At 69.0% G+C, this 4,079-nt stretch carries 4 protein-coding genes and 1 pseudogene; 2 read left to right on the plus strand and 3 right to left on the minus strand.

What is annotated here, in order from left to right; genetic code table 11:
- Positions 1–575: pseudogene (locus tag AC04L7_RS13680) on the plus strand (hypothetical protein); the annotation flags it as partial.
- On the opposite strand, the gene AC04L7_RS13685 reads toward AC04L7_RS13680, so the two are convergent.
- Genes AC04L7_RS13685 through AC04L7_RS13695 form a run of 3 tightly spaced genes read right to left on the minus strand, consistent with a single transcriptional unit; the run spans position 572 to position 1,987 of the window.
- A complete protein-coding gene (locus AC04L7_RS13685) occupies positions 572–793 on the minus strand; it encodes an RNA-binding S4 domain-containing protein (protein ID WP_296279121.1) in 222 nt (73 codons plus the stop codon). The pseudogene AC04L7_RS13680 and the gene AC04L7_RS13685 sit on opposite strands and share 4 nt — an antisense overlap.
- Before the next feature lie 26 nt (positions 794–819).
- The gene (locus tag AC04L7_RS13690) at positions 820–1,464 is read right to left on the minus strand and encodes a hypothetical protein (protein WP_296279122.1); all 645 of its coding nucleotides are present in this window, start codon (positions 1,462–1,464) and stop codon (positions 820–822) included.
- A gap of 25 nt (positions 1,465–1,489) precedes the next feature.
- Entirely contained in the window at positions 1,490–1,987 is a 498-nt protein-coding gene (locus AC04L7_RS13695) for an RNA polymerase sigma factor (RefSeq protein WP_435997395.1), read from the minus strand.
- A 189-nt stretch (positions 1,988–2,176) separates the two neighbouring features.
- Here AC04L7_RS13695 and AC04L7_RS13700 point away from each other — a divergent pair, with 189 nt between their 5' ends.
- Positions 2,177–4,075 (plus strand): DEAD/DEAH box helicase, encoded by a 1,899-nt coding sequence (locus AC04L7_RS13700; RefSeq protein ID WP_435997397.1) that lies wholly within the window; start codon positions 2,177–2,179, stop codon positions 4,073–4,075.
- Positions 4,076–4,079: the final 4 nt, after the last annotated feature.

Here is a 4,079-nt window from a genome sequence, read left to right on the forward strand (position 1 = left end):
GGGTGCGCGAGGATTCGGTCTGCCATAGCGCGTGCGTCTTCGTGCTGGGCGCCGGCGACAACCGGATGATCTCCGGCAAGGTGGGCGTCCACCGCATCATCCGCATGAGCTCCACCGCCACCACGCGCGCCGAACTCAACGACGAGCTGCGTGGCGTGTACGGGCGGGTCAAGGACTACCTCGAGCGCAACGGCGCGGCGGTCGCCATCGCCGACCTGATGATGACGGTGCCCAACCGCCGCCTGCGCCTGCTGAGCAAGGACGAACTGCAGGAATACGGTCTGGACGGCACCAATGCCGCGCAGGACGACCTGGACCGCCTGCAGCTGATGCGCCGGTGCGGCGACGACTTCGTGATGCGCCGCGACGCCTTCATGCGCAGCTTCGACAGCGAGTGCAAGGCGGCCGGCAAGGACCTGGACCAGATGCAGGCGTGCGGACTCGCGCTGCGCGAGCAGTTCCAGTTCCCTGATGCCAAGTGCCCGGCGGACAGCCCGCTGTCGGAGTTCGATCGCGTCGCCGACCTTGACGTCGAAGCGATCGAAGCGGCCGATACGCCCGGTACCGCGCCCTAGCCGGACGCGACCACCCGGATTTCGACATCGCCGATCCGCACGGACTGGCCGGCGCGGATCTTGGCGGTCTTGCGCAGTTCCACCGCGCCATCCACGGTCACCGCGCCGCTGGCGACGATCGCCTTGCCCTGGCCGCCGCTGTCGGCGATGCCGGCCAGTTTCAGCAGCTGGTTGAGTTCCACGTGCTCGCGGTCCAGGTCGAAGTCGATGCGTTGCATGGGGGCAGTGTAAGGCAGGCAGCGCGTCATTCTTTCTCGAACCGGGCGATCTGCTCGAGCAGCGTACGGCCCCGGCGGACGCCCACGCTTTCCTCCCATGTGGGGTCCGTCGACGGGCGGCGGTGGCGCTGCCAGTAAATGGCCGCGACCGTGCCGAGGAAGCCGGCCATGCTGATCGAGAAACTCCATGCGATCCATGCCGGCGTGCCGGCGCCCGGATCGACCCTTCCCAGCCCGGCCAGCCCGACCACGACCAGCAGCCACATGATCCACCACGGCGCGCCGCAGACCATCGCGTTGAGCCGGTAGAAGCGCTGCAGCAGGGCGAATCGCTTCTGGATCTTCAGCACCGGCGCGGTGTAGTCCATCGTGCCGATCAGGCTCATGGTGATGAACGCCATGACCATGGTGACCACACCGAACGCGTGCAGCGCGATGCCGGTCGCGAGCAGGCCCAGTACCTCCATGTTGCGGCTCCAGCAGGCCACCCCCAGCACCAGCAGGCCGACGCCGAGCAGCGCCTGCAGGCCCTGTGCCCAGAACAGCGGGCGCACCGTGGACCGCACGCTGTCCAGCTTGCGGTCGCGCAGCAGGTGCCACTGGATGGCCTCCTGGCGTTCCAGTCGTTGACCCAGCGTCTGCCAGGCGGCTTTCAGTTCATCCGGTTCCATGCGTCGGCTCCCTTCGCGGTGATGGTCAGAGTTCGTCGCGCAGCCGCTGCTTCAGCCGGCTGATCTTGGTGGCGACATTGGTTTCGCTCAGGCCCAGCACGTCGGCCATCTCGCGGTAGCTGTGGTCTTCCAGGTAGAGCAGCAGCAATGCCCGGTCGAGCGGCGGCTGCGCCTGGATGAAGCGGTACAGCAGGTCGACCTGCTGGCGTCCCTCGTGGTCGTGCGCATGCGGATCGGCCACGTCGTGGTGGTCTTCGTTCCATGCCTCGGACGACGGCGCACGCGTGCGGCTCCGCACGCCTGAAATCGCCACGTTCAGCGCGATCCGGTACATCCAGGTGGCGAATGGGCGTTGCGGGTCATAGCCGGGCCAGGCGCGCCACAGCTGCGTCGCGATGTCCTGCATCAGTTCGTCGCGGTCGTCCTGATGCCAGGCGTACGTGCCGGCGACCTTCGCGACGATGCCCCGATGGGCCTGCAGCAGGGTCTGGAAGCCCTCGCGGGCGTCCGTGTCCGTGGTCATGGCGGGGATCGATGGCATCCGGGCGAGGGCTCGATTGTGCGGGTCTGCAAGATGATTCGCCGCTGCGGCGGAAACATCACAGCCCCCGTGCACGTGAACGCGCCCGCGTGCTGCAACGCGACAGGACGCCCTCGAAGGCGCACAATATGCGGCTCGGCGTGCGGCTCCGCGACGCCCCGGAGTGTCCGCATGTCTACCGAATCCCCCTCGTCCGCCCCCCTCCTGTTCGCCGACCTCGGCCTGCCTGCGCCCGTCATGGCCGCGGTCACCGCCGTGGGCTACGAGACCCCGTCGCCCATCCAGGCCGCCACCATCCCGGCCATGCTGGCCGGCCGGGACGTGCTGGGCACCGCACAGACCGGCACCGGCAAGACCGCCGCGTTCGCGCTGCCCGTGCTGGCCAACATCAATCCCAGCGCAGGCAGCCCGCAGGCGTTGGTGCTTGCGCCCACGCGCGAACTGGCCATCCAGGTGGCCGAGGCGTTCCAGAAGTACGCCGGCAAGATCCCCGGCTTCCACGTGCTGCCGATCTACGGCGGCCAGAGCTACTACCCGCAGCTGCAGGCGCTCAAGCGCGGCGTGCACGTCGTGGTCGGTACCCCAGGCCGCGTCATCGACCACCTGGAGCGCGGCTCGCTGGACCTCTCCGGCCTGACCACGCTGGTGCTGGACGAGGCCGACGAAATGCTGCGCATGGGCTTCATCGACGACGTCGAGACCGTGTTGAAGAAAACGCCGGAAACGCGCCAGGTGGCGCTGTTCTCCGCGACCATGCCGCCGGCCATCCGCCGCATCGCGCAGACCTACCTGAAGGATCCGGTCGAGGTGAACATCGCCTCAAAGACCACCACGTCCGCGAACATCCGCCAGCGTTACTGGTGGGTCAGCGGCATGCACAAGCTGGATGCGCTGACCCGCATCCTGGAAGTGGAACCGTTCGACGGGATGATCGTGTTCGCCCGCACCAAGGCGGCGACCGAGGAGCTGGCCGACAAGCTGCAGGCGCGCGGGCTGGCGGCGGCGGCGATCAACGGCGACATGCAGCAGGCGGCGCGCGAGAAGACCATCCAGCAGCTCAAGGACGGCAAGCTCGACATCCTGGTCGCCACCGACGTGGCCGCGCGCGGCCTGGACGTGGAGCGGATCAGCCACGTGCTGAACTACGACATCCCGTACGACACCGAAAGCTACGTGCACCGCATCGGCCGCACCGGCCGTGCCGGTCGTGCCGGCGACGCCATCCTGTTCGTGACGCCGCGCGAGAAGGGCATGCTGCGGTCGATCGAGCGCGCGACCCGCCAGCCGATCGAGGAAATGCAGCTGCCGAGCGTGGAAGCGGTCAACGACCGCCGCGTGGAAAGGTTCCTCGCGCGCATCACCGATACGCTGGCCTCGGGCAAGGCGGGCGAGTTCCGCGCGCTGATCGAACGCTACGAGCGCGAGCAGAACGTGCCGGCCGTGGACATCGCCGCCGCGCTGGCGCAACTCGTGCAGGGCGACACGCCGCTGTTGCTGTCGCAGGAGCGCACGCCGCGCGAGCAGCGCCCTGTGCGCAGCGAAACCTACGGCAATGCGCCGCGGCGAGAACGCGACGAGCGGCCGCGTCGCGACGAAAGCCATGGCGAGCGTCCGGTGCGCAGTACCGACAAGCCCGAGCGGTCGAAGATCGAACGGCCCGACGTCGACCGCCCGCGCGCCGACAAACCGCCGCGCGGCGCGCCGGAGGTGGGGATGGAGACCTACCGCATCGAGGTGGGCCATGCGCACGGCGTGAAGCCGGCCAACATCGTCGGTGCCATCGCCAACGAGGCTGGGCTGGAGAGCCGCTACATCGGCCGGATCGACATCCAGCACGACCACACCACGCTGGACCTGCCCGAAGGCATGCCGCGCGAGGTGCTGATGCACCTGAAGAAGGTCTGGGTGGCGGGGCAGCAGCTCCGCATCCACAAGCCCGGCGAGGGCGCCGGTCCGGGTTCCGCGCCGCCGCGCAAGTTCGGCGGGCCGGGTGCCGGCAAGGGCAAGCCGCGGGGCGACAAGCCGTTCGGCGCCGGCAAGCCGCACCGCAAGGGTCCGCCGCGCGAGTGACGCC

Source organism: Pseudoxanthomonas sp. LjRoot204_2 (genome assembly GCF_056175765.1).

Coding starts and splice junctions, on each gene's coding strand:
- AC04L7_RS13685 (WP_296279121.1), bottom strand. CDS start 793: ATGCAACGCATCGACTTCGACCTGGACCGCGAGCACGTGGAACTCAAC.
- AC04L7_RS13690 (WP_296279122.1), bottom strand. CDS start 1,464: ATGGAACCGGATGAACTGAAAGCCGCCTGGCAGACGCTGGGTCAACGA.
- AC04L7_RS13695 (WP_435997395.1), bottom strand. CDS start 1,987: ATGACCACGGACACGGACGCCCGCGAGGGCTTCCAGACCCTGCTGCAG.
- AC04L7_RS13700 (WP_435997397.1), top strand. CDS start 2,177: ATGTCTACCGAATCCCCCTCGTCCGCCCCCCTCCTGTTCGCCGACCTC.